Source organism: Shewanella sp. SG44-2, assembly GCF_014164215.1.
Lineage (GTDB): Bacteria > Pseudomonadota > Gammaproteobacteria > Enterobacterales > Shewanellaceae > Shewanella > Shewanella frigidimarina.
On record NZ_JACJEU010000042.1, the window covers coordinates 1 to 23,189 of the forward strand.

The following is a 23,189-nucleotide window of genomic DNA, read 5'->3' on the forward strand; positions in this document are numbered from 1 at the left end:
AGACTGTAGTGGCTAATACAATTACCTATGATAAGACCTAGCCACTTTTTCTGATATTTTCTTAATTATTGACTCACCCATTATCTCAATTATTAACTCTTTCAGCGTGACGATTAGACCTCACATCTCACTCACCAACCATTAATCTCGCCGCTAATTCAACCACTAATCCAGTCACTTATTTAAGCTCTTATTGTGCTGTAGCATCTCAGTGTTGCGCTGATATTGGGTTATTTATGACGACTTTTTAGCCTTTCTAAATTACTTATGAAAATCACTGGTCATTTTCACTAACTATATGGTTAATTTTACTACCTGTTGGTTTTTTGAACGTGTTTTTAGTTCAATTACATAAACTATAATTAATTTATTTTGTTTACAAATTAGGTTGTTATGGTTGTTTTTAAAAGTTGGCACGCAGCTTGTAATACCTATTGTGTAATCAACTAGACGGGTGTTTAGTTGCCATTAACCAACACAAGAAAGGATGCCATTATGTCTACATTAACTTCAACCAACGTGATTCGCCGTAGTGTTCAACTATCAATTGCAGCAGCATTATTGGTTACCGCCAGTGTTTCGGCACAAGCAGATGAAATTTCAATCTCTAATACAGTCGCTGCGCTAGAACAGAATATGACGCAAGCGAGCCAAGAGATGATTTCAAATGTAAAGCAAGAGTTAATGCTGTCGTTGCAAACCCAAATTGCTGAACAAGTTTTTGAAATTAATTCAGCTTTAGAGTTTGCTAGCTTTGAACAACCACAAGTGAGTACCGCTGTAGCTGCCGAGAATAAGTAATGGATTGGGCGATGAATATAGGCTTGGTGCTGCCATTAATGTCGTTATTGTTATTGCCAGTTATCAGTTTTGCATTGTGTGCGATGTTAGTCAGCTGGCTGTTTTGGCCAAGCATTAATGACCAAGCTTAATCTTAACTCATTGCTTTTAGAATAAACCTTATTAAGTACGAGAGGATAATATGAACCGTTTAATCAATAGATTACAAGATGAAACTCGAATTGTATGTGGCGTATCTGCGAAGTTAGCGAAACAATATGGCTGGTCATTGCTTTGGACTCGTATTGTGACTGTAGGATTAGTGCTAACCAATCCAAGTATTAGTTTACTTGCGTACTTTGTGATTGCTGTGGTGATGAGCCAAAAAACATCACGATTTTAAGGCTTGCCCAGTGATGGGTAAGCGGGGGAAGTTTGATTACCCCGCAGACAGGTTACATTGAAATATGTGGTTATTTTTTTAAGAAAGCTTGGAAGCGTTGTTTTGCTTCGTCACTTTGTAAGCGCTCAGCAAACTCAACTAATTCTAATTTCATCTGAGCTTTAACTTCTGCCTGGTTATGACGTAAAAGCCGTTTTGATGCTTGCATAGATAATGGTGGCAGAGCTGCCAATTTTTTTGCTTGCGCTAGACTGAAGCTAATGAGCTCGTCTTGGGCAACTACGCGGTTAATAATAGTTAATTTTTCAGCCGTCTCTGCATCAAAGGCTTCGCCTAGTAAAATCAGTTCAGCTGCTTTTTGTTGGCCAACAATTAAGGGTAACAATATGCTTGAGGCTGCTTCTGGTACTAGCGCTAAATTGACAAATGGCATTTGGAATTTAGCCTTATTGTCGGCGTACACTAAGTCACAATGCAATAGTAAAGTTGTTCCTATTCCCACTGCTGCTCCGGTTACTGCTGCAACCACAGGCTTTTTAAGATCTAATAAACAAAACAAGAATTTAACGGTTGGATGATTATCATCTAACGCACCACTTTGCAGAAAATCGACGATATCATTGCCAGAGGTAAAACAGTTTTCGGTACCATGGAACAGAAAGGCACGAATATCATTGTCGGCTTCACCTTGGATCAGGTATTCTGTGAATTGCTGATACATTTCTAGATTAAAGGCATTGCGCTTTTCTGGACGATTAAAACTGATGATACGCACGCCTTGATCATCTCTTACCTGAATATGACTCATTCGTAGCTTCCTGTTGTGAACGCGAGTGGGATTACATGGAGTTTAAGACATTGAAAGCAATATTCAAACATCTGTTTAACTTTTTAGTGTTATCATCATTATCATTCGCAGCCACTGCTAACGTAGTCTTGGTCGATGGACATGTTAGAGCTATGCCTGCGAGTGTGCCCAATACCGCCGCTTATTTTACGTTAGAAAATCATAACAACAGCGATGTTAAGTTAGTTGAAGTGAAGACGAGTGTGGCAAAAGTAGCGCAGTTGCATACAATTTTAGAAGAAGATGGCATGGTTAAAATGCGTCAAGTCGAAGGGTTTACCATACCGTCTCACGGTTCGTTAACGCTTCAACCTACTGGCGACCATGTGATGTTGTTATCGTTAACTGCGCCATTGGTTATTGATGACAAAGTGCCTTTAGAATTAATTTTTGAAGATGGTCAGCATCTTATGATTGAGCTTACTGTGCTTAAACAAGCCGCGGCTCAACATGATGAACATGCAGAACATCATCACCATCATTAAGGAGCAATATTGATGCAAGTAACAAGGAATAAAATTTTAGCCGTTTTTGGTGTGCTGGGTTTAGTACTTTACTTTGTTAGCGTGTGGTGGAGCGTTGAGCCGGATCCAATTAAGCCGGTATCGTCGCAAACTGATAACGGTAAGTTAATTGTGGGTTATGCCACAACAACTGCATTAATTGACACAATGGAAACCTTGCTGGATAAACCAGGTGGTTGGCTGTCTAATGATATTATGCCTCCGTCGGTAATGATGGATAACATGCCTGCATTTGAATTTGGTGCATTAGAACAAGTGCGTGATTTAGCACTGACTATGCGTAAAGAGTTTAGTCGTTCACAGTCGCAGTCTACTGCGGATACTGATTTGTTAGGCGCTCATTCGAAGTTAAACATCGATAACACCAGTTGGTTAGTACCAAGTGCCGAAGGTGAATATCGTGATGCTATCAAATTATTGAAACTTTACCGTGCTAAAATCAACGACGCTGATAACAATAATGCTCAGTTTTATGCTCGTGCAGATAATCTCAATGAATGGCTTAAAGAAGTTCAGAAACGTTTAGGCAGTATGTCGCAACACTTATCTGCCAGTGTGGGCCAAGAACGATTAAATACTGATTTAGCAGGTGATTCGTCTGCGCGTCAATCTACACCTGGTTTATCAAGTAATGAAATTAAAACCAGCTGGTGGAAAATTGATGATGTATTTTATGAAAGCCGTGGTTCAGCTTGGGCATTATTGAATTTTATGCGGGCAATTGAAGTTGATTTTGCCGATGTGTTAGAAAAGAAAAACGCTGAGGTCAGTTTACGTCAAATTATTCGTGAACTTGAAGCAACTCAGCAAACAGTTTGGAGCCCTTTGGTTCTTAATGGAAATGGTTTTGGTTTAGTGGCTAATCACTCGTTGGTGATGGCTAATTATATTTCGCGTGCAAATGCCGCGGTAATTGATTTAACTAATTTACTCTCACAAGGATAATGATGAAAAAGACTCTTCTTGCCACAGCTGTAGTGGGCCTTTTAAGTGTGTCATCGGCTCATGCGGCAACTGTATTGGGTTTTAAAGTAGGCGCTGATTATTGGCAGGCAGACACCACAAATGCATTTAATGATGATAGTGGTGTTGCTCACAGCTTTAATGATGATTCTTCACAGGGTAGCTTGTGGATTGCTGTTGAGCATCCATTGCCGTTTGTGCCTAATGTTAAAATTCGTGAAAACCGTCTTGAGTCGAGCACGAGTCTTGCTAATGCCGACTTTAACTTTAACGGTCACAATTTTACTGGCGCAACCTCGGTGACGAATGACTTAAGCAATACTGATTTTGTATTGTATTACGAAATTCTTGATAACGATTTAGTGTCAGTTGATTTAGGTGCGGCATACAAGTTAATGAGTGGCTCATTACGTGTTGCTGATGCGGGTCACCCAGAAGAAGTGGATATCGATAGTGGTATCGTGATGGGATACGCCAGTGCACAAGTTGGCATGATTGGCTTAGGCTTGTTTGGCTTTGCTGATGTGATGCTAGGCATCGATGAATCTAATGTATATGACTACGGTGCAGGTTTAGGATGGCAGTTTGACGGATTAGCTGTCGATACTTCTATCCGTGTTGGTTACCGTGAGTTTAATTTTGATGTAAGCAACTTCTCTGGTGTTTCTCAAAATACTGACTTTAGTGGTGCATTTGCTGGTGTTGAATTAGTTTTCTAATTCGGTATCGAGCTTAACGATTATGTGAATAATTGTAATGCCAATAAAAAACCGCCAATTGGCGGTTTTTTTGTGGGAACTTATTTTTGTTTAAGCCTAGTGCTTAGTGACTAGTGCTTATTGAGCAATTAGTCCGCTGTTAATCGAGATAACATCATCTTCGTTCAACGTACCAGCAGCCTGTTTAAGCGCTAATATAGAGTTAATATAACCATAACGAGCTTCAGATAATTGACGCTTTGAATCATACAAGTCACGTGTACGGTTTAGCACATCAACAATCGTACGCGTACCCACTTCAAAACCAGCTTGGGTTGCTTTTAGCGCACTTTCAGATGAAATAACTGATTGCTCATACGCTTTGATTGAACTGATAGACGCATTGACATTGTTAAAGTTATTACGCACGTTTTTGGTTACGCTACGATGAGTTTGTTCTAGTTTCTCGCTAGCTTCCACATATCTGAATTGAGCTTGCTTCACTTGAGAAGTGACTTTAAAGCCTTCAAAAAGTGGAATGCTTAACGTGATGCCAACATTGGTGTTGTCATAATCTGGACCAGGAGTTTGATCAACGCCTTTGTTATAACCTGCATTGAAGTTCAATGAAGGCATATGGCCAGCTTTGTACAATTTAATGGTTTCATTGGCGATATCTTTAGCGATACGTTGAGTCATTAAATCGATGCTATTGGTTTCGGCCATTTTCAACCAGTCAGCAGATGATGCTGGGGCAGGTGTGCCAGCTGAAAAACGGTTAGTATCAAGAATATTTATTGATTTATGATCTATACCGGTAATTTCACGTAATGCTTCATAGCTATTGTCTAAGGTGTTTTGAGCCAAAATTTCTAATGCTGATGCTAAGTCATATTGCGCTTGAGCTTCATGTACATCAGTAATTGCGGTTAAGCCTACTGCAAAACGTTGCTTAGTTTGTTCAAGCTGACGTTCAATGGCGGCTTTTTCTGCACCTTGGAACTCGTAGTTATCTTTAGCTGTTAATACGTCAAAGTAAGCTTTAGTAACGCGAGTGATTAACGCTTGTAATGATGACGCATAAGTTGAGTCGGCCTGAGACGCTGCCATTTCAGCAAGATCTAAACCTACCCATGCACTATGATCGTAAATAACTTGAGTTAAGCTAACACCACCGGTTAAACCGTCGGTGTCTTGTGCAGGATCGTTCCACGCTTTGGCATAACCAACGTTTGCACTGATGGTTGGCAATAACGGCGCACGGTTTTCTTCAATACTCTCGTATAACGCATCACGTTGTGCTTTTGCTTGTAAAACGATAGGGTCGCTAGTGAGTGCTTGCTGATAAATTTGAAGTAAATCGTCAGCTTGTACTGCTGGTGCTGCAATAGCAAATGCTAATGCTGCGTATAATGAACCAATTTTGAATTTCATTTGCTGCCCTTTTTAGACAATTCCTCGGTAAATTGAGGTGTTGATTAACTTATAAATTTGGTCATGCTCTTGGTTAAGTTAATGATTTATCATCATTCAATCTTAACGCGGCAATCAGTGTTAACTTACTTGTTCAATGAATATGCACAATAATTTACAGATGATAGTGTCGTTCAATGTCGACAATTCATTGGTCATTATATATTGCTGACAATATAGCAATGATGACACGTCGATTACTACATATTGTGCACTACTTAATAGTAGTGATTTTTTCATTTTCAAGTCAAATTTGAAGTGTAACAGATTTTATTTTAATTAGACCCGTTTTTGCTTTTTCAAGCCCAAATGCTTAGTTCTTAATTATGTTAATTTAAACTGTTAAAATGACCCGCTAGTTTACGTTTTGATAGACAAGGATAAATATGTCTGAGCAACCGGAGATAACAACCTTTGACGTAGAGTCAGGTTTTAGTTTGATATCTAAAAAAGTTTTGTATAAAGGTTTCTTCCAATTGGACGAATACACCTTTAAGCATAAGTTGTTTAAAGGCGGTTGGAGTGGTGAGGTTACGCGTGAGGTTTTTGAGCGAGGTCATGCGGTCGTCGTGCTGCCTTATGACCCGGTTCGAGATGAAATTGTATTAATCGAACAAATTAGGGTGCCAGCATTAGCAACTACTAAATCAATCTGGCTTCTTGAGTTAGTGGCAGGTATGATTGAGCCCGGCGAATTTCCAGAACAAGTTGCAGAGCGAGAATTGGCCGAAGAAGCGGGATTAAGTTTACTCGGTTTAACACCAATAAACAGTTACCTAGTCAGCCCTGGCGGCACTTCTGAACGTTTTCATTTGTTTTGGGGACATGTTGATACGACCAACGCGGGTGGAATACACGGACTTGAACATGAACATGAAGATATTCGTGTGCATGTAGTCAGCCGTGAACAAGCCTATGAGTGGATTAATAATGGTCGCATTGATAATGCATCGACGGTATTAGGCATTCAATGGTTGATGCTAAACTATCAACAGATTCGTGACGCACTTTAGTTTATTGAACATGGTGATAAGCAAGATAGGAATGATTGAGTGGCAGAGTTTAACCTGAAAAAAAAGCAAAAATATCAACCGAATATCAGCGCATTTTTAGCGGTATGTGGTCGAAATTATGCGCATATTTTAAAATGGTTACCCGATCAAATTACGGTCAATGTGCCTTGGCAGGTTGAAGGTGAGTTTGGTCAGTTGTCGATCAATCTTCTTGAGAATACTAAATATACTCAGTTAATCGAAATATCGCGCCCTATACCAAATGGACATTTTTTTAAATCTCCAAACGCAATTGTTCGTGTCTATCATGATGCTCAATTAGCAGAAGTGTTAACTAGCCAACAGATTTATCGCTTAAAGCCAGTGTATGATTACCCGAATATACATATGCATCATAGCGATGAAAAATTTCAGGTGAATGCATTCCTTGAGGAGCTGTTGAAGATTGGGTCTCTGAGAGTGACTTGCCAATCGTAGCTTTTTTCTTCTTTTTACCATGTTAGGAATATTTTGTGCTTAAAGACGCAGTGCATTATTCTGTTGCTGAAAATGAGCCTGTGCGATTAGTACAAGTGACGGATCCGCATCTTTTTGCTGATCCCGAAGGTCAATTGCTTGGTGTTAATACGGCACAAAGTCTTCAAGCCGTATTGAATACGTTCATTGCAACTCAATATCCCGCCAATATTTTATTGGCAACGGGAGATATTAGCCAAGATTATTCACCTGAGTCTTATCAGCACTTTGTGCAGAAGATTGAGATGTTAGATCTGCCTTGTCATTATTTACCCGGAAACCACGATGACCCCCGCTTAATGAGCCTGCGTATGCAAGGTGAAAAAGTGTTTGGTCAACAACGGATAATTATTGGTAACTGGCTGATATTAATGCTCGACTCAACCGTTCGTGGTAAGCCCGGTGGCTATATGGGCGAGCAGCAGTTTGCCTTGATTGAAGCTGCAATTAAGGCGACACCAGATAAACATGTGTTATTAGTGATGCACCATAATCCTATTTTAATGCAGTGTGCTTGGTTAGATCAGCATTGCATGATGAATGGTGAAGACTTTTTGCAACGAACAAGTCGCTACCCGCAAGTGAAAGGCGTTCTTTGGGGGCATGTACACCAACAAGTAGATAATATTCATCGTGGACCGCATGGTCCTATTCCATTAATGGCGACACCCTCGACGTGTATTCAGTTTAAACCATTATCATCCTATTTTGCCTTAGATCATCGTCAACCGGGTTATCGTTTGCTGGAGTTGGCAGGCGATGGTAGCATTCGTACTAATGTGTATCGCGTGCCTGGAAATCGATTTGCACCAGATAATGAGGCCAGCGGATACTAGTTTAGCGCGTCATCTTATGTTACTAAGGGACGTTTAATGTTAATTAACCGTCTCGCGAGGGAATATGCTGCTTTATATACATGGTTTTAATAGTTCTCCTCAGTCGGATAAAGCCGTTCAAACCGCACATTATATTCAGCAACATTATCCACAAGTCGATTTTTACCAACCACAACTACCTTCATCACCTTCAGTAGCAATGGCTTTATTGTGCAACATCGCTGAGCAAGCGAAACAGCAAGGGCAGACATTGCGCTTTATTGGCTCGTCGTTAGGTGGCTATTTTGCCAGTTATTTAACCGAAACGTATGGTGGTAGAGCTGTTTTGATTAATCCGGCGGTAAAACCGTTCGAATTATTTGAAGAGTTTATCGGGCCTCAATATAATCCCTATACCAACGAGCATTATCAAGTATTACCGCAGCATCAAGATGATGTTGCGTTGTATAATACTCATGTGATCCGTCATCCAGATCGTTTCCTAGTGCTGTTGCAAACTGGTGACGAAGTGTTAGATTATCGACAAGCATTACATAAGTACCATAGCTGTGAATTACATTTAGAGCCTAATGGCGACCACAGTTTTATCGGCTATGAACAACAATTAGACAAAATATGTAAATTTATTCAGTTGTAACCTTCTACCGTTACAAACAACGATCAATTTGAGCTAACTTTGGCTCTATTTAACTCCAAATGTGTGGATTATGAGCAACCAATATACTTCTGACGCTATTGAGGTCCTTAATGGACTTGACCCGGTAAAACGCCGTCCAGGTATGTATACCGACACCTCTAGACCTAATCACCTTGGGCAAGAAGTCATTGATAACAGTGTTGATGAAGCTCTGGCGGGACACGCGACTAAAATTGAAGTTGTACTCCATACCGATAACTCCCTTGAAGTGACCGATGATGGCCGTGGTATGCCGGTGGATATTCACGCTGAAGAAGGCATTCCTGGGGTTGAACTTATTCTGACTAAATTGCACGCTGGTGGTAAGTTTTCTAATAAAAACTACCAGTTCTCGGGCGGTTTACACGGGGTTGGTATTTCTGTTGTTAACGCCTTATCCACCCGAGTTGAAATCAGTGTCCGTCGTGATGCGCAAATATACGAAATGGCCTTTGAGAATGGTTTCAAGGTTGAAGAGTTGGTGGTAACCGGTACTTGTGGACGACGTAATACCGGTACTAGAGTGCATTTCTGGCCCGATGTAAGTTATTTTGATTCACCTAATTTCTCGGTCAGTAAGTTAATTTACATCTTGCGAGCTAAAGCGGTATTGTGCCCTGGCTTACGGATTAAATTCACCAATAAACAAAATGGTGATGTGCATGAATGGTTTTATGAAAGTGGCTTAACGGATTACCTCAAAGAAGCGATAAAAGACTCGGTTTTATTGCCAGAAGAACCCTTTGTCGGCAGCTTTAAAGGCAAATTAGAAGCTGCTGAGTGGGCTATTACATGGTTGCCTGAAGGTGGCGAGAGTTTAAGTGAAAGCTATGTGAACTTAATTCCGACACCATTAGGTGGTACTCATGTGAATGGGTTTAGACAAGGTTTGCTTGAGTCTATGCGTGAGTTTTGTGAATTTCGTAATCTTGTTCCTCGGGGGATTAAATTATCGCCCGAAGATATTTGGGACCGTGCGGCGTTTATTTTATCGATAAAAATGCAAGACCCTCAATTTGCTGGGCAAACCAAAGAGAAATTATCGAGCCGTCAAAGCTCGGCATTTGTTTCTGGTATTGCTCGCGATGCCTTTTCGCTGTGGTTAAACTCCAATACTGAGCTAGCAGAGCAGTTAGCAGAACTGTGTATTGGTAATGCATTGCGCCGCTTAAAGGCCGCTAAAAAAGTCGCACGTAAAAAAGTCACCTCCGGACCGGCATTACCAGGCAAGCTAACCGATTGCAGCGGCCAAGACCCAATGCGAGGCGAGCTGTTTTTAGTAGAAGGTGATTCAGCTGGTGGTAGTGCCAAACAAGCACGAGACCGCGAGTTTCAAGCAATTATGCCGCTAAGAGGTAAGATTTTAAATACTTGGGAAGTCGATTCCGGACAAGTGTTAGCATCGCAAGAAGTACATAATATTTCTATTGCGATTGGTTGCGATCCTGACAGTGATGATATTTCAGAATTACGTTATGGTAAAATTTGTATCTTAGCCGATGCGGATTCTGATGGATTGCATATTGCCACACTATTATGTGCGTTGTTTTTAAAGCATTATCGTGTATTAGTTAACAATGGTCATGTGTATATTGCTATGCCACCGTTATTTCGTATTGATATTGGTAAAGAGGTTTTTTACGCCCTGGATGAGGCTGAAAAAGTCGGCATTTTAGATCGTATTACGGCAGAAAATAAAAAAGGTAAAGTGCAAGTGACTCGCTTTAAAGGTCTGGGTGAAATGAACCCGTTGCAACTACGTGAAACCACTATGGATCCCAATACTAGACGCTTAGTGCAATTAACTATTGATGATGCCGATGAGACAGTGGCATTAATGGATATGTTACTTGCCAAAAAGCGTGCTCCTGATCGTAAAAGTTGGTTAGAAACCAAAGGTGACCTAGCGTTGCTTTAGCCGTGTTTCTTAGTGCCAATAATAATGTATAACATAAGGCAAAAGATAATTAGCATGCAATATATTAGATTACGATCTTACGTAAATTTGGGCGGTAAATTAGCCTTCATGGGGGTTATGTTTTTAGCCCTGACACCAGCTTTAGCCTTTGCCGCGCAATCGGTGATGATCACCGTTACAAAAGGTTTTGGATTAAGTTTATATGCTTCCGATTTAGGCGATATTAAGCAATTAACCGTTGGCGATGAGGGCACTCTTTTTGTGGGTTCTCAAAAAAGCGGCACTGTTTATGCGCTAGTTGATAGTGATCAAAACGGCCAAGTTGATAAACGTTATCTTATTGCCAGAGGCCTTGATTATCCTGAAGCACTAGCCTTTCATAATGGTTCACTATACGTCACCGAAGAAGATCGCATTATCCGTTTTGAAGAGATCGAGTCTCGCTTGCGTCGTCCTAGTCGAGCGCGTGAAGTGTATTCAAATTTACCAAGCTTAGATAAAAAGTATTCTCGTTCAATGCATTTTGGACCGGATGGGCGTTTATACATTGCCATCGGTTCACCTTGTAATGTGTGCGAGGCAGCTTCGCCATTTGGCAGTATATTAGCGATTAATGTCGATACCGGTGCCAGTGAGCAAGTTGCTTCTGGCCTTCGAAGTGTTATCGGCTTTGATTGGTCACCTGATACCAATAAGTTGTGGTTTGCCGATTTAGGCCGAGATTGGATGGGGGATAATATTCCCGCTGATGAGATAAACCGTTTAGACGTTAAAGGCAGCCATTTTGGTTTTCCTTATTTGCACGGTAAAGATGTTATTGAACCCGCCTATGATAAACCGGAAAATTTAAACATCACCTTGCCCGAATTTGAATTGCCAGCACATGTTGCCGCTACGGGTTTAAGCTTTTACCGAGGTGAGCAATTTCCTGAGCGTTATCGCAAAAATATTTTTGTGGCTGAAAACGGTTCGTGGAACCGTTCAAGTAAAGTCGGCTATCAAATTGTGATGCTTGAAATGGAAGATAACAAAATTATTAATCGTGAAACCGTGGTGAGTTTTCTGGATGGAGAATTTCCGGTTGCACGTCCATTTGATGTGATTAATGCGCCTGATGGTGCAATGTACATTTCAGATGATCTAAAAGGTAATATTTACCGCTTGTTTTATAATGCACCCGAACAATCACAGGAAACGAATAATGAGTGATGCGATTGAATTAAGCCTTGATGGTGTAGAGCAAATGCCGCTGAGGCGCTTTACCGAAGGGGCTTATTTAAATTATTCCATGTACGTGATTATGGATCGCGCCCTACCGCACATTGGTGATGGTCTAAAACCCGTCCAACGACGCATTATCTATGCAATGAGCGAGTTAGGTTTATCTGCGCAATCTAAGCACAAAAAATCAGCCCGTACTGTCGGTGACGTGTTAGGTAAATATCACCCGCATGGTGATAGTGCGTGTTACGAAGCGATGGTGTTAATGGCGCAGCCATTTTCCTATCGATATCCGCTGGTTGACGGCCAAGGTAACTGGGGCGCGCCAGATGATCCTAAGTCATTTGCTGCAATGCGTTATACCGAAGCTAGATTATCAAAGTTTTCTGAAGTGTTACTGTCGGAATTAGGACAGGGTACCGTAGATTGGAGCCCTAACTTTGATGGCACCATGAAAGAGCCTGTAACCTTACCAGCACGATTACCGCATATATTATTGAATGGTATTACCGGTATCGCGGTTGGCATGGCAACGGATATTCCGCCGCATAATGTGCGTGAATTAGTGGGCGCCTGTATAGAGCTAATCGATAATCCTAAAGCGGATTTAGCACGCCTAATGGAGTTTGTTCCAGGCCCTGATTACCCAACAGAAGCCGAAATAATTACCCCTAGAGCTGATATTGAGCGGATTTATGATACGGGTAAAGGCTCAATCAGGGCGCGTGCAGTTTACAGTGAAGAGCAGGGCGAGATTGTTATTACTTCATTACCGCATCAAGCCAGTAGCGGTAAGATTTTAGAACAAATTGCCAATCAAATGCAGGCAAAAAAGTTGCCGATGGTGTCTGATTTACGTGATGAATCTGATCATGAAAACCCAGTGCGATTAGTGATTGTACCTCGTTCAAATCGCATTGATTGTGATCAGCTAATGACCCATTTATTTGCGACGACAGATCTTGAAAAAAGCTTCCGAGTTAACCTCAATGTGTTGGGGCTCGACGGCCGTCCGAAAGTAAAAGGGCTAAAACAACTGTTAACTGAGTGGTTAGAGTTTCGCCTTACAACAGTCACTCGCCGCTTGCAATATCGACTTGATAAAGTATTAGCACGGTTACATATTTTAGAAGCATTAATGGTTGCGTTTTTAAACATTGATGAAGTGATCGAAATTATTCGTTATAACGACGAACCTAAAGCTGAGTTGATGGCTCGCTTTAACTTGTCGGATAAACAAGCTGAATCAATTTTAGAGTTAAAATTACGTCATTTAGCCAAGCTTGAAGAATTTAAAATTAAAGGTGAGCAAGATGAGCTTGCGGCAGAACGTGACAAATTAGAGTTATTGTTAAGCTCTGAACGTCGCTTGAAAACCTTAGTGAAAAAAGAATTGATCCAAGATGGTGAGACTTATGGTGATAATCGTCGTTCGCCTATTATTGAACGTGTAGATGCCAAAGCGCTGACTGAGCAAGAGTTAACGCCAACAGAGTCTGTCACTGTTGTATTGTCTGATAAAGGCTGGGTACGTTGCGCTAAAGGCCATGATGTCGATGTAGAAGGGTTATCGTATAAGTCTGGTGACAGTTATCTTTGTAGCGTGATGGGCAAGAGTAACCAAGCCGCGGTGTTTATTGATTCGACTGGACGTGCATTTGCCACCGACAGCCATACGTTGCCTTCAGCGCGAAGCCAAGGCGAGCCTATCACCACACGCTTTAATATGGCACCTGGCGCGACGATGCAACATGTGCTCATGGGCGAAGATGAACAGTTCTTCTTGTTGGCTACCGATGCTGGTTATGGCTTTATTTGTGCTTATCCAGATTTGGTTAGCCGTAATAAAGCCGGTAAGGCACTACTCAGTCTGCCAACCAATGCGCTTGCTATGCAGCCAAAGTTAATCAATAAAACGGCAGATCAGTCGTTGTTAGCGATTACCTCTGAAGGCCGAATGTTGATGTTTAGTTTAGATGCCTTGCCACAGTTATCAAAAGGTAAAGGCAACAAGATTATCGGTATTCCAACCGATCGTGCTAAGAATCGTGAAGAGTTACTTTTGCACTTAAATGTTGTGCCACATAATACCGCAGTAACTTTGTGGGCTGGTAAGCGCAAGTTAACCTTGAAACCAAGCGATTTAGAGCACTATCGTGGTGAGCGTGGTCGTCGTGGTGCTAAGTTACCAAGAGGATTACAACGCGTAGACAGTGTTGATGTCGAAATGGGACCATTGGCAGAAGACGGCTTGCAAGACGATAATCTGGATATACACGAGTAAGATTACTGGATTGTAGAATAAAAAAATGCTGCTCATATGTCATATGAGCAGCATTTTTTTATGGAAGCTGAGTCGACTTATATATTAATGCGACTAGGCTACTTCATAGAAATTAGGTTCGTACTCAAGCTGTGTTTGAATTATTTGACTAGCCATGCGGGCACATTTGCCGCATTGGTCTGCAACGCCAAGACGTTTCTTTACATCAGCCAACGAACTGTCACCTAAGCTAACAGCAGCTTTGATTTGAGTGTCGGTAATAGCATGACAAAGACAAACGAACATAGGGAAAGCCTCTTCATTCAAAAAAATGGTCTGAGCTAGAAAGTAATCTAATTCTAAATGAAAACAGTTATCATTGGCAATAACTATTTTGTTTATATAGCGATCATTTTTAATACAGTTTGATCTAGCTCATTTTTTTCCGATAAATCAACTCTGGGGTATTAGTGCAGGTATAAACAGGTTTGTAATTAACTTATTGATATTGCTAAATTTAGCTCGGTGGGTACAACAATTTGTGAAAGCGGTTAATATTAGGTGTTAGCCGGATCAGATTAAGTGCATTTTTGATGCTGTACACCAAAGTGATCAAAACCCTCTTGAGCCATATCTGTGAATATTAAGTTGATTACAGCTTTAGTAACCTTGCTTAACGTCGACCACATACTGTAATGGTTTGGATTGTTGCCATAGCTGATAGTTGTGGCTGAATACCTGTATTACTTGCTCAGGGAAGCTTGGTGCAGCGATATGCGGTGTAATAGTGACGTTATCATAATGCCATAGTGGATGATCAGCAGGAAAGGGCTCTTGTTCAAATACATCTAATATGGCTTGGCGTTGTGGTTGTAAGGTTAATTCAGCTTGCAGCGCTTCTAATTCAATAGTGCTACCTCGGCCAATATTAAATAACATGGCATCTGCTTTTAATAACGTAAGATTAGCCGCATTTAAAATGTGTTTGGTTTGAGGTGTACTGGGTAATACGCTAACAATCACATCTGCTAGCGGTAAATAGTCGGCTAATTTATCCATCGTGTCGATGCTATCAAATTCACTAACATGACCACCTTTTCGATTAAGCCCGCTGACGGTCATACCAAAATGATGAGCTGTTTTTGCAAGGTGCTGGGCGATAGATCCGGTGCCTAATATTAATAGTTGTGCTCCTTGCAAAGTACCATAACTACCCGCTAACCAACGCTGCTGTTGTTGCTGTTGAGTGTAAACATTATGGTGGCGATAATGGCTTAGCAGGTAACCAAAAACATATTCGCTCATAAGTGGACCAAACACACCGCGAATATTAGTCAGTAAATAATCATGTGGTAACGACATATGCATTAATGCATCGACACCGGCAAAGGTAGATTGTAACCATTTGGGCGCCGGTACATGCGGCAATAATGAAGCGGCTAGATGAGGTTCTGCTAACCAAATATCGGTATCGCTAATAGTGCCGCCAGTATAATGGTCTGAATCATCAACCATCAGATCGTCAACAATTTCGAGGTTCGGCAAGCAAAGCGTTGTTAATAGTTGCCTATATCGGTCATTTTCTCTGGTCAGTAATAACAGTTTATGTGCCACATTAACCTCATTGTCGAACGTTGGATAACTAGATTATTCAAACCAACCACTATAATCGGTTGTAATCGGCATCATTGCAGCAGCGATGGCTTTATCTGGGTAATTACTGAATATACCGTCCACGCCCATCGCTTTTAACGCTTGAATATCTTGTGGATTATCAACCGTATAAACAAACACTTTGCCACCTCGCTGGTGAGCATCATCAACAATGGCTTGATTAATAAAACCAACATCAAGATTGATTGAATAGGCATTAAGTGTGGTCATTATTGTAGCTAAATCGAGCGGAATTCCAGCTAGTAATGGTGCGATCACCGCGTGCGGAAAAGACTGTTTTATCTGCGCCAAATAAGGATGGTTAAAGGATGATATTAACAGTTGTTCTGGGGTGAAATTAAGTTGCTCTAAGGCTTGAGGATATAACGCAATCAAGGGTTGTACACAGCCAATGCCTTTTAATTCGATGTTGATAGTACATGAGCCTTTGCTGCTAATACTGACTCGTTCGAGTACTTGCCACAATGTGGGGATTGCTTGTCCGCCAACCGTAAATTGAGCCAATGCAGCCTTGGTGGCTAAATGAATTAGCCCTGTTCCTGTTGATTTACCTTCTAAGCGGCGATCATGAAACACCACTAATTCACCTTCAACGCAATGCACATCCAGTTCAATGGCATTAACGCCTAAGTCGAGCGCTTTGTCCATTGCGGCTAAGGTGTTTTCGGGAGCATAACCGCTGGCGCCGCGGTGAGCAAAAACGAGCATAGGTGTCCTTAATCAATACTTAGCTTAGCCCTTGTATAATCCGGTGGATTCTTTAGGCGCATGATTAATATGAACTTCCATCTGAGGGTAGGCAAGTTCAACATTGTTGTCTTTTAATTTTTTACTAATACGCTTATGTAAATTATGGCGTAGTGGCCAACGATCAGACATGTCTTTTGCATACGAGCGTACTTCATAATCTTGTGTGTGTTGACCAAAACCCGCAAACCATACTTCGGGTTCTGGGCTGGTTAATGATAAGTCACATTCACGTACCGCTTGATGCAATAACATTTCGACTTTCGCTGGATCTGAATCACGAGACACCGATACCGTAACGATAACGCGGGTAATAGGATCTGATAAAGACCAGTTAACTAATTGTTCGGTGATAAAGGCTTTGTTAGGCACGATAATTTCTTTACGATCCCAATCGACAATCGTGGTTGCTCGAATCTGAATTTTACTGACGGTACCGGTGAGATCGCGGATCGTCACCGTGTCACCAATACGGATCGGTTTTTCAAATAGAATGATAATACCGGAAATAAAGTTGGCAAAAATCTCCTGGAGACCAAAACCTAAGCCCACTGATAATGCGGCAACTAACCACTGTAATTTTGACCATTCCATGCCCAAAGTTGAAAACCCGAACAGCATGCCAAAAAATACCACAAGGTAGCTACTCACAGTGGTAATAGCAAAACCTGTGCCTGGCGATAAATCGAGCCTTTGTAGAAGCATTAATTCAAGTAAACCAGGTAGGTTCTTCGCAATAACGACCGAGAACCCGACCAACATGATGCCAAATAAAATCGACTTCAATGTAATGGGCACTTGCTGCTCAATACCATTTACATTGCTATTGGTGGTCCATAAGGTGATGCCATCTAAAAATGAGAATACCGCAGTATGTGTTTGCGCCAAAATGCCTAATAAGCTGGCAAAAAAAGCTAAAATTAAGATCGACCTGACTAAACCTAACGATTGGCTAGAGATGGTTTCTAAATCAACGACGGGTTCTTCGTAGGTTTCTATCGGCTCATTATTCATTTCGCCTCTTTCACGCTGTGCAAGTCGCTCTGCACGTTTTGCTTTGGCTCGGTCAAAAGCAATTAGGCGACGCTCGATTAACATCCAACGCTTAATGAGCTGATAGGTTAGTAAGAAACCTAAGCCTAACAGTACCGATATTTGTAGCTGTAATAGCAGCTGGAAAGCCGTGAAGTAGTAACCTATTCCCGCCAAGATAGCGCTAAAAATTGGCGTGACAACTAGAAGTGCCCATACCGCTTTTTGAATCAACTCCATGTTCGTGGCGTTAGGCTTATTTTTACGATATTGGCCAATAAGTAACATGATATCTTTATACAGCAGGCATAACACAATACAGAAAACGATAAATGCACCGCGGCCAAGACTGTTGCGTACTAACGAAGTATCTAATGCTTCGGTAAAGCCCATTAAACCGATTAATGGTGCAGATACCATGACAAATGAAGCCATGGTTTGTTGTGCTTGTTTTACAATTTTCTTGGGCCGTCTGAAATGGCTGATCAAAATGCCTTTATCAACGGTTAATAAGTAAAAGAATTGGTAAATGAGATAACAGACACCAATGGCTAAGATGCCCACTCCAACGGCATACACCATATTTTGCTCTGATCGCGAGAATATAAACCCAGCCATGATCACCGGTAAGGGTTTTATTAGGGCATACACTAAGCTGATGATTAGGGTTTTTATGGTGTATTTGAATTTATCTTGAGTCACATTTCCGACAAAAATTGCATAGCGCCCAATCGCTTTATTGAACTTAGGTGTCAGCATGTCTTGTGCCATTAAACAGCACAATAATAAAATACCCCACCAAGCCCAATAATTACTCTGTTCGGACCACGCTTGCTGTAATGACTGCCACTGACTTGGTTGCAGCAACCAAACGCTACTGTGGCTTAAATCAATTAGCCATAATGCGCCAATGCTAGGGGCGTTAGGTACCCAAAACAAATGCTCATTAAGAGTGTTTTTTAATGTGTTATGCAGTTGATTTAACTGTTCATACCCAATGCGCAACTTTGCAAATTCAGCTAAATATCGATCGTAGCTTTGCAGTAGCTGCTCTATCAATACTTGCTGTGATTGCAATAATTTGACTTGGGTTTCATTAAACATTTCGCTGTCATCGAGTTGCTGACTATTTAGCGCTTGTTGTTGTTCTAATTGGTAGCGCTCTAGCCGTGTGTCAGCTAACTCTGTTTGCAATTTGTCGAGATTGGGCGGTTTAGGCAATGATTGCAGCATTTGTAAGAAACGATCGCCGAATGCAGAATTAGTTTTAACCCAGGTAATTTGCTCAAGCACGTTTGATAGCTGTGCATTTTGAGATTGATAGCGTTTTTCAATGCGTTGTTGTTTCTCTATCGCAGATTTTATATTGCTAGTAAGTTTTTGTAATTGCTCTGCATAGTGTTGATTCAATTTGCTTAAATCTTGAGACAATGGGTCGGCTAGCTCTTGGGCATCAATTAAGTTGTTGGCTATGGTGTCTGCGGTTTGCTGCTGACGATACTCAATATTATGTTTGTTGATAAGCTCGATAAAGGTTTCTTGTTGGCTTAATGATAAGCGATTGAGCTGTTGTTGTAGTTGGGTGATCTCTAATTGCTTAGGGTTAGCTAAACGTTCCGACTGCAAGGTCGCAATATGCTGCGCCAGCAGTTCTGCTTGAAGTTTGTTACGTTGGCCTAACGGAGTCTCAATTGGGACTTGGAGGGTTTTATTATGCTGAGTTAAGGCATTTTGTGCCTGAACTATTAAGTCTGGTAATAGTGTCTGACGTTGTGAAATTAGGCGCAACTTATCATTAAGGCTGGACTCAGTCTCTTTTAATTCCGATAAGTGAAAGTAGGCCATTGAGGCTTGCTGATCAAGATCGATATCCGCATCTAGAGTCAATGCTATTTGCGCTTCGCGTAATTGCCCTGCTAGTGATAGTTTGGTTTCGTTGTTAGATTGTTCAATATTGGTATAGGTTTGCTGTTCTATTTGCAGCTTTTCAATGCTGCTTTGCAGTTCTGCAATTTGAGATGTGATATCAAGCGGCTGATTTTCGGCTTGGCTATTGAGCCCCAAGCGCTTATCTAGGGTTAGGGGAGTATTGGCAAATACAGAAACCGACAGTGTATTAACTATAAGGAAACACAAGAATAAACACGCTAAACGTAACATAATACTTTGCTCAGGTTGGAGTATGGCCATGGTAGCAAATTTGCGTGATTATGCTCTACTTTTTTGATGACTTTGTTGGGTTTCAAATAAAGCCGTTGCCACAATAATGGTTCCGCCGATAAGGGTTCGTGTTGTGAGTTGCTCGTCTAAAATCAACAATGCGAGCACTGCACCATAAAACGGCTGTAAACACGACACTAACCCCACCGTTTTCGCGCTTAAAAAACGCAGTGCTGTAGTAAATAACGCGTGAGGTAAGGCGGTGAAAACGATGCCAAGTAACAGAATCAATCCCCAAGTGGTTTGGCTAATGTGCTGGGCCGCAACATCTTGCCATGGACTCAATAGAATTAAGGTTATCAGTGTTTGGTAAAACATAGCATGCGGACCGCTATATTGCGAAAATACTCGTTTATGAAGTAAATTTCTGCTAGTAAATAAAGCTGCTGAAATAATGCCAACGATAATGCCTAAGGTGGTGTCATTATTCAGATTAGCCTCAGGGATCAGCATTATTACTCCTGCTAATACCGCGATAGCGGATATCACATCGACAGGTTTTAGCTGAGTTTTATTGATTAATGGTTCGATTAATACCGTCATGACCGGATAAGTAAAAAAAGCAATCATACCAATGGCGACAGATGACAACTGCATAGCCGCAAAATACGTTACCCAATGCAAACACACTAGAGTACCTAACGCTAAGGCCGCCCAATAATCTTGTTGGCGTTGTAACCTAAGTGGGCGTTTGGCCGCTTTGATAATTGCTGCGAGTACCATTGCGGCGATGATACAGCGCAAAAAGGTAATGTTAAGTGCGCTAAGGGGAATGAGTTTAGAAAATAAAGCCGTACCACCAAAGAGCAGTACGGCTAAATGTAACTCAACTAAGCCAGTGTGTGGTTTAGTTGGTGTCATGTTGATTATTGATGTTTGAGTTTCGCGAACGGTTGCCCCATGCGAGTTGTTTCACCTGGTTCTACACCATCTGCAAATGTTTCAATAGCATCTTGGGCAAATAACATCACCACAGTACTGCCTAATTTAAAGCGACCCATTTCAGCGCCTTTTTCTAAGGTGACCGCTTCTGGACCCGTGGTTGGATAGTCCCAGCTAAATACTTGTTTACCACCTGGCGGTGTTACCGTGCCGGACCATATGGTTTCAATACTGGCAACTATGGTTGCACCAACCAGTACCATTGCAAGTGGACCTACTTCGGTTTCAAATATAGCCACAACACGTTCATTACGGGCAAACAGTCCTGGCACGTTTTGAGCGGTAAGTGGATTAACCGAGAATAAATCACCTGGCACATAAGTCATTTTTGATAATGTACCTGTAATAGGCATATGCAGGCGATGGTAATCTTTTGGGGCCAAATAAATGGTGGCAAAATCACCACCATCAAAACGGGCAGCATCGGTCTTATTACCACCTAACAATGCTTCAGAGGTGTAACTGTGGCCTTTAGCCTGGAAAATATTGCCCGCTTCAATTGGGCCACATTGGCTTACCGCACCGTCAACAGGGTGCGCCATCATATTACTTTCTTGGCAGATAGGTCTTAGTTCAGGCTTTAATGCGCGGGTAAAAAATGCATTAAAAGTCTTATAGGCTTCGGGCTCAGGTTGCTGTGCTTCAGACATATCAATTTTGTACTGTTTGATAAACCATTTAATGACTGCCGTGGTGATAGCACCTGCTTCAGCTGCAGCAAACTTGCCCACTAAACGCGACAGAAAATGTTTTGGTAGCATGTATTGCAAAGCAATTTTAATTGAGTCCAATGTGTTTCCCTTTTCTCTAATCTGGTTGAACCATAAAATATTATTCTATTGAGTATTATTCATCAATAGCACGGAAGTGTCGTGCATGACGTTGCTCGTCTAAACTGGCAATAATACGTTGGTAATTACTAAAGCGATCTTGGGTTATCTTTCCATCAGCTAAAGCCTGTTGTAAAGCACAACCTGGGTCGTCGCCATGTTTACAATCACGGAACTTACACGATCCTAAAAAGTCTCTAAACTCAACAAAACACCAGCCCACTCTTATGGCATCTAAATGCCATAAGGCAAATTCGCGAACACCGGGGGAATCGATTAAATCACCGCCGCTGACAAAGTGCAGTAATTTGGCCGTGGTCGTAGTGTGCTGTCCTAAACCTGAGTTGCCAGACACATCTCCGATCAATAGTTCAGCATCAGGCATTAATGCATTGATTAATGACGACTTGCCAACACCAGACTGACCAGCAAAAACACTGACGCTGTTATTGAGTAATTCTTTTAGGTCTTCAACGCCTTCACCTGTGTGACTACTGACGCGGAAAACTTGATAACCAATATTTTGGTAACGCGTTAAGGCTGTTTCAATTTCATCACGATTAGTCTCATCCAATAAATCAATTTTATTCAAAATGATGATTGGTGTGATATCTGTATCTTCTGAAGCCACTAAGTATCGGTCAATAATTTGAGTGGTAAAGCTGGGCAATACCGATGACACAATTAAAATTTGATCGATGTTGGCGGCAATAATTTTTACGCCGTCGTATAAATCTGGTCGAGTTAAAGAAGATTTTCGAGGGTGAACGGCGATGACAATGCCACCGATACTGGAGCCAGATTGGACTTCTGTCGCTAGTCTGACCACCACTTTATCACCAGTAACTAAACTGGTTACTGCCCGGCGAATATTACACCGCGATACAGTACCGTCAGCCGTTTCGATGTCGGCATGCTGACCAAAGCGCGAAATAACCACTCCAGCTTGCTCAGGGCCTAAGAGGTTATCCTGTAACTCAGCTTGTTGAGTGTCATCGTCACCGCGCTTTAATCGCTTGGTTTGATTCGCTCGCATTCGGCGTAATTGGCCTTGGCTTAGGGGTTTCTTTTTACTCACTGGCTTATCTTCATTAAATAGGTGTTTTTTTGTGTGTCAAAAAAACAGTATGATACACACTCTTTTATAAAAATGCCTGAATTTAGGCGACAGATAACATAAGGCGGCATAAATGGCTGTTGATGCGAATAATCTAATTTGGGTTGATTTGGAAATGACAGGCTTAGAACCAGATGTCGATCGAGTCATTGAAATTGCAACCTTAGTGACCGACCAAGAACTCAATATCATTGCTCAAGGCCCTGTTCTAGCCATTTATCAGACCGATGAAGTACTAGCAGGCATGGATGATTGGAACCAAAAACATCACGGAGAGTCTGGATTAGTTGACCGTGTGCGTGCCAGTAAATGTTCTGAACAAGATGCGATAGCACAAACGATTGATTTTTTAGCTCAATACGTGCCTAAAGGTGCATCGCCAATGTGCGGTAATAGTATTGGCCAAGATCGTCGCTTTTTGAATAAGTACATGTTGGAACTTGAAGAGTTCTTTCATTATCGCAACATTGATGTCAGCACAGTTAAAGAATTGGTT

22 protein-coding genes are annotated in these 23,189 nt (G+C 41.4%); 13 read left to right on the forward strand and 9 right to left on the reverse strand.

From position 1 onward, the window contains the following. Positions 1 to 495: 495 nt before the first annotated feature. Entirely contained in the window at positions 496 to 801 is a 306-nt protein-coding gene (locus H5181_RS19355; RefSeq protein WP_059744650.1) for a hypothetical protein, read from the forward strand. Positions 802 to 982: 181 nt separating this feature from the next. Beyond that, complete coding sequence (locus tag H5181_RS19360; protein WP_011638776.1) at positions 983 to 1,183, forward strand: PspC domain-containing protein; 201 nt, start codon at positions 983 to 985, stop codon at positions 1,181 to 1,183. A gap of 70 nt (positions 1,184 to 1,253) precedes the next feature. Here H5181_RS19360 and H5181_RS19365 read toward each other — a convergent pair whose 3' ends face one another. After that, positions 1,254 to 1,991, reverse strand: coding sequence for an enoyl-CoA hydratase-related protein (locus H5181_RS19365; RefSeq protein ID WP_011638775.1), 738 nt, complete (start codon positions 1,989 to 1,991; stop codon positions 1,254 to 1,256). A gap of 35 nt (positions 1,992 to 2,026) precedes the next feature. Between H5181_RS19365 and H5181_RS19370 the strand changes: the two genes are divergently transcribed. Genes H5181_RS19370 through H5181_RS19380 form a run of 3 tightly spaced genes read left to right on the forward strand, consistent with a single transcriptional unit; the run spans position 2,027 to position 4,236 of the window. Next, positions 2,027 to 2,515, forward strand: a complete 489-nt coding sequence (locus tag H5181_RS19370) for a copper chaperone PCu(A)C (RefSeq protein ID WP_011638774.1) — start codon at positions 2,027 to 2,029, stop codon at positions 2,513 to 2,515. A gap of 12 nt (positions 2,516 to 2,527) precedes the next feature. After that, complete coding sequence (locus tag H5181_RS19375; protein ID WP_102036777.1) at positions 2,528 to 3,499, forward strand: DUF2333 family protein; 972 nt, start codon at positions 2,528 to 2,530, stop codon at positions 3,497 to 3,499. 2 nt (positions 3,500 to 3,501) lie between these two features. After that, complete coding sequence (locus tag H5181_RS19380; RefSeq protein WP_011638772.1) at positions 3,502 to 4,236, forward strand: TIGR04219 family outer membrane beta-barrel protein; 735 nt, start codon at positions 3,502 to 3,504, stop codon at positions 4,234 to 4,236. Positions 4,237 to 4,353: 117 nt separating this feature from the next. Here the strand turns inward: H5181_RS19380 and tolC are convergent, their stop codons facing one another. After that, positions 4,354 to 5,649, reverse strand: coding sequence for an outer membrane channel protein TolC (gene tolC / locus H5181_RS19385; RefSeq protein ID WP_011638771.1), 1,296 nt, complete (start codon positions 5,647 to 5,649; stop codon positions 4,354 to 4,356). A gap of 425 nt (positions 5,650 to 6,074) precedes the next feature. On the opposite strand from tolC, the gene nudF reads away from it, so the two are divergent. From nudF to parC, 7 genes are all read left to right on the forward strand, one after another. Continuing rightward, positions 6,075 to 6,701 (forward strand): ADP-ribose diphosphatase, encoded by a 627-nt coding sequence (nudF, locus tag H5181_RS19390; RefSeq protein ID WP_011638770.1) that lies wholly within the window; start codon positions 6,075 to 6,077, stop codon positions 6,699 to 6,701. A 39-nt stretch (positions 6,702 to 6,740) separates the two neighbouring features. Beyond that, the gene (locus H5181_RS19395; protein WP_011638769.1) at positions 6,741 to 7,178 is read left to right on the forward strand and encodes a DUF1249 domain-containing protein; all 438 of its coding nucleotides are present in this window, start codon (positions 6,741 to 6,743) and stop codon (positions 7,176 to 7,178) included. A gap of 35 nt (positions 7,179 to 7,213) precedes the next feature. Continuing rightward, positions 7,214 to 8,053 carry a 3',5'-cyclic-AMP phosphodiesterase gene (cpdA, locus tag H5181_RS19400; RefSeq protein ID WP_011638768.1) on the forward strand — a complete coding sequence of 280 codons (840 nt, stop codon included), beginning with the start codon at positions 7,214 to 7,216 and terminating at the stop codon, positions 8,051 to 8,053. Between the two features lie 64 nt (positions 8,054 to 8,117). Beyond that, positions 8,118 to 8,690, forward strand: coding sequence for a YqiA/YcfP family alpha/beta fold hydrolase (locus H5181_RS19405; RefSeq protein ID WP_182751804.1), 573 nt, complete (start codon positions 8,118 to 8,120; stop codon positions 8,688 to 8,690). Positions 8,691 to 8,760: 70 nt separating this feature from the next. After that, entirely contained in the window at positions 8,761 to 10,647 is a 1,887-nt protein-coding gene (parE, locus tag H5181_RS19410) for a DNA topoisomerase IV subunit B (protein WP_059744637.1), read from the forward strand. A gap of 54 nt (positions 10,648 to 10,701) precedes the next feature. Beyond that, complete coding sequence (locus H5181_RS19415; RefSeq protein WP_041413208.1) at positions 10,702 to 11,856, forward strand: sorbosone dehydrogenase family protein; 1,155 nt, start codon at positions 10,702 to 10,704, stop codon at positions 11,854 to 11,856. Continuing rightward, the gene (gene parC / locus H5181_RS19420; RefSeq protein ID WP_059744634.1) at positions 11,849 to 14,152 is read left to right on the forward strand and encodes a DNA topoisomerase IV subunit A; all 2,304 of its coding nucleotides are present in this window, start codon (positions 11,849 to 11,851) and stop codon (positions 14,150 to 14,152) included. Before H5181_RS19415 ends, parC begins: the two co-directional genes overlap by 8 nt. A gap of 93 nt (positions 14,153 to 14,245) precedes the next feature. Here the strand turns inward: parC and H5181_RS19425 are convergent, their stop codons facing one another. From H5181_RS19425 to rsgA, 7 genes are all read right to left on the reverse strand, one after another. After that, positions 14,246 to 14,437 carry a bacterioferritin-associated ferredoxin gene (locus H5181_RS19425; RefSeq protein WP_011638763.1) on the reverse strand — a complete coding sequence of 64 codons (192 nt, stop codon included), beginning with the start codon at positions 14,435 to 14,437 and terminating at the stop codon, positions 14,246 to 14,248. A gap of 354 nt (positions 14,438 to 14,791) precedes the next feature. Beyond that, positions 14,792 to 15,745 carry a D-2-hydroxyacid dehydrogenase gene (locus tag H5181_RS19430; protein ID WP_123883402.1) on the reverse strand — a complete coding sequence of 318 codons (954 nt, stop codon included), beginning with the start codon at positions 15,743 to 15,745 and terminating at the stop codon, positions 14,792 to 14,794. A gap of 33 nt (positions 15,746 to 15,778) precedes the next feature. After that, the gene (locus H5181_RS19435; protein WP_102037216.1) at positions 15,779 to 16,513 is read right to left on the reverse strand and encodes a glycerophosphodiester phosphodiesterase; all 735 of its coding nucleotides are present in this window, start codon (positions 16,511 to 16,513) and stop codon (positions 15,779 to 15,781) included. 24 nt (positions 16,514 to 16,537) lie between these two features. Further along, on the reverse strand, positions 16,538 to 19,774 hold the full coding sequence (locus H5181_RS19440) for a mechanosensitive ion channel domain-containing protein (RefSeq protein ID WP_123776580.1): 3,237 nt from the start codon (positions 19,772 to 19,774) through the stop codon (positions 16,538 to 16,540). 18 nt (positions 19,775 to 19,792) lie between these two features. Continuing rightward, positions 19,793 to 20,665, reverse strand: a complete 873-nt coding sequence (locus tag H5181_RS19445; RefSeq protein WP_182751805.1) for a DMT family transporter — start codon at positions 20,663 to 20,665, stop codon at positions 19,793 to 19,795. A 5-nt stretch (positions 20,666 to 20,670) separates the two neighbouring features. Further along, the gene (gene asd / locus H5181_RS19450; protein ID WP_182751806.1) at positions 20,671 to 21,537 is read right to left on the reverse strand and encodes an archaetidylserine decarboxylase; all 867 of its coding nucleotides are present in this window, start codon (positions 21,535 to 21,537) and stop codon (positions 20,671 to 20,673) included. 55 nt (positions 21,538 to 21,592) lie between these two features. Beyond that, positions 21,593 to 22,654 (reverse strand): small ribosomal subunit biogenesis GTPase RsgA, encoded by a 1,062-nt coding sequence (gene rsgA, locus H5181_RS19455; RefSeq protein WP_059744624.1) that lies wholly within the window; start codon positions 22,652 to 22,654, stop codon positions 21,593 to 21,595. Between the two features lie 112 nt (positions 22,655 to 22,766). Between rsgA and orn the strand changes: the two genes are divergently transcribed. After that, positions 22,767 to 23,189 (forward strand): oligoribonuclease (gene orn, locus H5181_RS19460; protein ID WP_182751807.1); only part of this gene is annotated, 423 nt, incomplete at its 3' end.